Source organism: Vibrio sp. 10N.261.46.A3 (assembly GCF_041472995.1).
Lineage (GTDB): Bacteria > Pseudomonadota > Gammaproteobacteria > Enterobacterales > Vibrionaceae > Vibrio > Vibrio coralliirubri.
The window spans coordinates 21,439-28,031 of record NZ_JBFRRH010000150.1; the positions used below are offsets into that span (position 1 = coordinate 21,439).

The window sequence follows — 6,593 nt, forward strand, 5'->3', positions numbered from 1 at the left end:
ATTATGTGGAGATAGAAATGGACGAGAATAAACAAAAAGCGTTAGCCGCAGCCCTTGGTCAGATTGAAAAGCAATTTGGTAAAGGTTCTATCATGCGTCTTGGTGATAACCGCACAATGGACGTAGAAACTATTTCTACAGGTTCTCTATCTCTAGATATCGCACTAGGTGCTGGTGGCCTACCGATGGGACGTATCGTAGAAGTTTACGGTCCAGAATCATCAGGTAAAACAACGCTAACGCTTGAGCTTATTGCTGCAGCACAGAAAGTGGGCAAGACGTGTGCATTCGTTGATGCGGAGCACGCACTAGACCCTATCTACGCTCAAAAGCTTGGTGTTGATATCGATGCACTTCTTGTTTCTCAACCAGATACGGGTGAGCAAGCGCTTGAAATCTGTGATGCACTGGCTCGTTCAGGTGCAATCGACGTTCTTGTTATTGACTCAGTAGCAGCACTAACACCAAAAGCAGAAATTGAAGGCGAAATGGGCGACAGCCACATGGGTCTTCAGGCTCGTATGCTTTCTCAAGCGATGCGTAAGCTGACGGGTAACCTTAAGCAGTCTAACTGTATGGCTATCTTCATTAACCAAATTCGTATGAAAATTGGTGTGATGTTCGGTAACCCAGAAACAACAACAGGTGGTAACGCACTTAAGTTCTACGCATCTGTTCGTCTTGATATTCGCCGTACTGGTGCGATTAAAGATGGTGATGAAGTTGTTGGTAACGAAACTCGTATCAAGGTCGTTAAGAACAAGATTGCTGCACCATTCAAACAAGCTGAGACTCAAATCCTTTACGGTAAAGGCTTCAACCGCGAAGGTGAGCTTATCGACCTAGGTGTTAAGAATAAGCTAGTAGAAAAAGCAGGCGCTTGGTACAGCTACAAAGGCGATAAGATCGGCCAAGGTAAAGCTAACGCTGGTAAATACCTACGTGAAAACCCAGAAGTTGCTCTAGAGATCGATACTAAACTTCGTGAGTTACTACTGACTCCTGCTGTTCTTGAAGAGAAAGACGTAGAGAAAGAAGAAGAAAACGAAGAGCTATAAGCTCACGTTTTATAGAGTGGATGTTTGAAAGAAGCATCCGCTTTGAAAGAATTTAAAGCCTCGCATATTTTATGCGGGGCTTTTTTATTGGAGCAGCTCCGTCGAGCATGTATTTGGTCAACTCTCTTTCGTTGACTGAGTTTCTTCGGTACTAGGTCGTCAATTTAGTTCTGCTTTTCCACGGTTAGATATAGTGGAATATTCTTCATTTTATCGAATTCCCACTAAAATCCTGCCCAAGGGTGTCTTTTCTACAAGAAAACTAGTCGAAGCCTTAACCATGATCTACAATACGGCAAAATTCTAACTCGACTATTTTCAGGAAGAGCTGCATGTACATGAGCACTGATGAGGTTCGCAACGCGTTCCTTAAGTTCTTTGAGAGCAAAGAACACCAAATCGTAGACAGTTCATCGTTAGTTCCACATAACGATCCAACCCTGCTATTCACTAACGCAGGTATGAACCAATTCAAAGATTGCTTCTTAGGTGCCGAAAAGCGTGCCTACACTCGAGCAACTACGGCTCAGCGTTGTGTACGTGCGGGTGGTAAACACAATGACCTTGAAAACGTAGGTTTCACGGCTCGTCACCACACGTTCTTCGAAATGCTAGGCAACTTCAGCTTTGGCGACTACTTCAAAGAAGAAGCGATTGGTTTTGCTTGGGAATTCCTGACTGAGACTCTTCAACTGCCAAAAGACCGTCTGCTGGTAACGGTATACGAGACAGATGATGAAGCATTCGATATCTGGAACAAGAAAGTAGGTGTTCCTGCTGACCGTATCGTTCGCATTGGCGACAAAGAAGGCGGTAAACAGTTCGAGTCTGATAACTTCTGGACGATGGGTGACACAGGTCCTTGTGGTCCATGTACTGAAATCTTCTACGATCACGGTGAGCACATCTGGGGCGGCCGTCCAGGCACACCTGAAGAAGATGGTGACCGTTTCATCGAGATCTGGAACAACGTATTCATGCAGTTCAACCGTCACGCTGACGGTACAATGGAACCGCTACCTAAGCCTGCTGTAGATACAGGTATGGGTATTGAGCGTATTTCTGCAATCATGCAGGGCGTTCACTCTAACTACGAAATTGATGTATTCCAAAAGCTAATCAAAGCGACAGCGGAAGTTGTGGGTCATGACGATCTATCTAACCAATCGCTACGCGTTATTGCTGACCACATCCGTTCTTGTTCATTCCTAATTGCTGACGGTGTTATGCCTTCAAACGAAAGTCGTGGCTACGTTCTACGTCGTATTATTCGTCGTGCAGTTCGTCACGGTAACAAGCTTGGCGCACAAGGCGTGTTCTTCCACAAACTTGTAGGTGTACTAGCTGAAGTGATGGGCTCTGCGGCAGATGAACTTAAGAAACAGCAAGAGCTTGTTGAAAAAGTACTTCGCATTGAAGAAGAGAACTTTGGTCGTACTCTAGAGCGCGGCATGGTTATTCTTAATGACGCACTAGATGCACTTGAAGGCAAAGAGCTTGACGGCGAAACAGTTTTCAAACTCTACGATACATACGGCTTCCCTGCTGACCTTACTAACGATGTAGCTCGTGAACGCGACTTTACTATCGATGAAGAAGGCTTTGAGAAGGCGATGGAAGCGCAGCGTAAGCGTGCTCGTGAAGCCGGCCAATTCGGCACTGATTACAACGCGACAATCAAAGTAGACACCAACACTGAGTTCTGTGGTTACACAGCAACTGAAGGTGCTGGTGAAATCTCTGCGCTATTTGTTGACGGCGAAGAAGTATCTTCACTATCGGCTGGCGACAAAGCAATCATCATCCTTGAAGAGACACCATTCTACGCTGAGTCAGGCGGTCAATGTGGTGATGCTGGTACACTAAAAACAGCGTCGGGTCTTTTCAAAGTACAAGACACTCAGAAGCTAGGTAACGCATTTTCGCACCACGGTGAGCTAGTTGAAGGTGTATTTGCTAAGGGCGATAAAGTAGAAGCAACGGTTGACGCTGAGCGTCGAGCTGCTATCTCACTAAACCACTCTGCAACTCACTTACTTCACTCTGCATTGCGCGAAGTGTTAGGTGAGCATGTTGCTCAGAAAGGTTCTTTAGTTAAGCCAGACAACCTACGTTTTGACTTCTCTAACCTTGAAGCGGTAACACCGGTACAGATTAAAGAAGTAGAGCGTTTGGTTAACGCACAAGTTCGTAAGAACCACGTGATTGAAACCAACATCATGGACATCGAGTCAGCGAAAGAAAAAGGTGCAATGGCACTGTTTGGCGAGAAGTACGATGATGAAGTTCGCGTTCTATCTATGGGCGATTTCTCTACTGAACTTTGTGGTGGTATCCACGCAAGCAACACGGGTGATATCGGCCTATTCAAGATCACTTCTGAAGGTGGTATTGCTGCGGGTATTCGTCGTATTGAAGCGGTAACGGGTGAAGCTGCTCTAGATGCTGTAGAAGCTCAGGCTAACGCTTACGAAGAGAAACTTGCTGAATCAGCTAAGAAAGCGAAATCGCTAGAGAAAGAAATTCAACTGCTTAAAGAAAAGATGGCTGCTGCAGAAAGCGCAAACATCATGGGTAAAGTAGAAGACATCTCTGGTACTAAAGTGCTGGTTGCTGCAATTGAAGGCGCAGACAACAAGAACCTACGTACTATGGTTGATAACGCTAAAAACCAAGTAGGTAGCGGTATCATCCTGATCGCAAACGTAGCAGATGGTAAAGTTGGCTTGATTGCTGGTGTAACTAAAGACCTAATCGGCAAAGTAAAAGCGGGTGACCTCGTTAAGATGGTTGCTGAGCAAGTTGGCGGTAAAGGCGGCGGTCGTCCTGATATGGCTCAAGCGGGCGGTACAGATGTTGCGGCACTGCCAGAAGCGCTTAAATCTGTGCGTACTTGGCTAGAAGAACGTCTTTAAGCTTAAGTAATTGATACAAAGATGCCCAATCAGTTGATTGGGCATCTTTTATTTTGCTTATTGGAAGTGTGTTTAAACAAGGTTTGATTGAGATTAACCAAGAAGTCTAATGGTGGCGTTAGACTCCTTGGTTAATTTTTTATTGCTTCGCCCTGACGCGGAGTATGTGTTTTTTTGTCATATATAGACATTGGTCTTGGGAAGGTGAGGACGGGTGAAAATGCCTCTTATCGTGCAGAAATTTGGTGGAACGTCGGTGGGTTCAATTGAACGAATCCACCATGTAGCAGAAAAAATCATTGAAGCGAAAAATGAAGGGAACCAGATCGTGGTTGTCGTTTCTGCTATGTCTGGTGAAACAAATCGGTTAGTTAACTTAGCCACGCAAGTTGATAGCGTACCAAACGCTAGAGAACTGGATGTGTTGTTAACGGCTGGCGAGCAAGTTTCCATGGCCTTGTTAGCAATGACGTTACACAAGTTAGGTTATGAAGCGACATCGATGACTGGCTATCAAGCCAAGATACACACGGATTCTAATCATAATAATGCAGCGATTGAGCGTATTGATACTGCTCCGATTCAAGCTCTGCTAGATGACAATCAGATTGTTATTGTTGCAGGCTTTCAAGGGTTTAATGCGAAAGGTGATATCACAACATTAGGCCGCGGTGGTTCAGATACTACAGCGGTAACGCTTGCAGGTGCCTTACAGGCGAAAGAATGCCAGATCTATACTGATGTAGATGGTGTTTACTCTTGTGACCCTAGAGTCGTAAAGCAATCTCAGAAATTAGATACCTTAGACTTTCCTTCTATGGAAGAGATGGCTCGCCGAGGCGCTAAGGTATTGCACCTTCCTTGTGTTCAGTATGCATGGCAGCACAACGTGCCATTGCGAGTGCTTTCAAGCTTTGAACAAGGCGAGGGCACATTGATCGCGGGCAATCAGTGTTTGAATGATATTGCTGGCATCGCCATCCAAAGAGATATGGTACGTATCGAGTGTTTGAATGAAGATTTACTGTCTTTCATTTCACATTGCCAACTGTTGGGGATCGAAGTCTGTAGTGTGATCGAGGAAACAGAACGGGCAGCACTCATAATTAAACAAGACATAAGTGCCAAATTAAAACTAGTTTTTGCTGAGAAAATCCGTAATAGTGAACAGGTTAGTTTGTTAACTGTGGTAGGAAGCCGAACACAAGAAATTGTGGTCAGTTCACATGGATTGTTGTCTGAAGGCGAAATTGATGTACAGCATCACTTATTGCAGCAGCAGTCTTTAACTTTGGTGATATCACCAACGCAAGTCGATATGGCTGCTAACATATTACACAATGCATACATCGTAGCGCGTGAAATACAGGGTTATCCTAAAAAAGAAGTGCATTTTGGTTAAATAAACTCAATCGATAGTTTACGAAAATATAACTTTTGTTGGATAATGCTCTCGTAGCTAGATAAATTTAGAGATTACTCAAGGAGCAAAGAATGCTAATTTTGACTCGCCGCGTTGGCGAAACACTGATGATTGGTGATGAAGTAACAGTTACTGTACTAGGCGTTAAAGGTAACCAAGTACGTATCGGTGTTAACGCACCTAAAGAAGTATCTGTTCACCGTGAAGAGATCTACATGCGCATTCAAGCTGAAAAAGGTAATGGTAACGTTGCATCTGGCAACTACTAATACTTTTGCGTAGAGAAGAGGCTAGCATTGTTGCTAGCCTTTTTTGATCTTGGGGAATCGAAACACTCATTGGGACATAGATGAGTTGGATAACGGTTCAGTCTCAAAGTGGTGAAGTGAATGCTTTGTGATGTTGTGAGATACAGACAAGGTTGAACAGAACTGTTGCTCTGTATTTTGTTTGGCAAAACTCAAGATTTATTCGCTTCCCCTATGGCGCAAATACGCATCCCGTAGTATTGTGCCATCAGCGGTAGCACTTGCTGCTGGAGAAATTAGATAATTGTTTTCGGCTGTTTATTATTGCCAATCTTTCACCTTAATTTTTAAGGGAAAAAGCGCGATTTGAATCTTATAAGTTCAATTTGCAAGCGCTTTGATTAAATAGCAAACGGTTGAGTGTTTTTGTCCAATTTTTTTCAATAAAGTGTTTGACATATTTTCGGTAAAACGTAATATGTGCCTCCGCAAGACGGTGAGGTGGCCGAGAGGCCGAAGGCGCTCCCCTGCTAAGGGAGTATGTGGTTTGTAGCTGCATCGAGGGTTCGAATCCCTCCCTCACCGCCATTTCTTGCGAGTCTAAAATTAGCAATTTAGACAATGTAAATGTGCGTCCTTAGCTCAGCTGGATAGAGTACCTGGCTACGAACCAGGCGGTCGGAGGTTCGAATCCTCCAGGACGCGCCACTCTCTCTTCTCTTACTTGTAAGTGATTTGAGAATAATGAATTAGGTGAGGTGGCCGAGTGGCCGAAGGCGCTCCCCTGCTAAGGGAGTATGTGGTTTGTAGCTGCATCGAGGGTTCGAATCCCTCCCTCACCGCCATTCATTACAGGCCGATGGCCTTTTTTTTTCTTCGTAGCAAGAAGAATGTGATGTATTTCACAACTTCATTCTTAATGAATGAACACCGTGCGTCCTTAGCTCAG

The 6,593-nt window shown here is 44.5% G+C and carries 4 protein-coding genes and 3 tRNA genes; all 7 read left to right on the forward strand.

Annotated elements, in window-relative coordinates:
• The first annotated feature begins 17 nt into the window (after positions 1-17).
• Positions 18-1,058 carry a recombinase RecA gene (gene recA, locus AB4484_RS25225; protein WP_017056586.1) on the forward strand — a complete coding sequence of 347 codons (1,041 nt, stop codon included), beginning with the start codon at positions 18-20 and terminating at the stop codon, positions 1,056-1,058.
• A gap of 332 nt (positions 1,059-1,390) precedes the next feature.
• A complete protein-coding gene (alaS, locus tag AB4484_RS25230; protein ID WP_372080894.1) occupies positions 1,391-3,973 on the forward strand; it encodes an alanine--tRNA ligase in 2,583 nt (860 codons plus the stop codon).
• A 220-nt stretch (positions 3,974-4,193) separates the two neighbouring features.
• Positions 4,194-5,375 (forward strand): aspartate kinase, encoded by a 1,182-nt coding sequence (locus AB4484_RS25235; RefSeq protein WP_372080896.1) that lies wholly within the window; start codon positions 4,194-4,196, stop codon positions 5,373-5,375.
• A 92-nt stretch (positions 5,376-5,467) separates the two neighbouring features.
• Positions 5,468-5,665, forward strand: a complete 198-nt coding sequence (gene csrA / locus AB4484_RS25240; RefSeq protein ID WP_004415691.1) for a carbon storage regulator CsrA — start codon at positions 5,468-5,470, stop codon at positions 5,663-5,665.
• Between the two features lie 474 nt (positions 5,666-6,139).
• Positions 6,140-6,232, forward strand: a tRNA-Ser gene (locus AB4484_RS25245).
• A 43-nt stretch (positions 6,233-6,275) separates the two neighbouring features.
• Positions 6,276-6,352 (forward strand) — tRNA-Arg (locus AB4484_RS25250).
• Between the two features lie 44 nt (positions 6,353-6,396).
• A tRNA-Ser gene (locus AB4484_RS25255) sits at positions 6,397-6,489 on the forward strand.
• Positions 6,490-6,593: the final 104 nt, after the last annotated feature.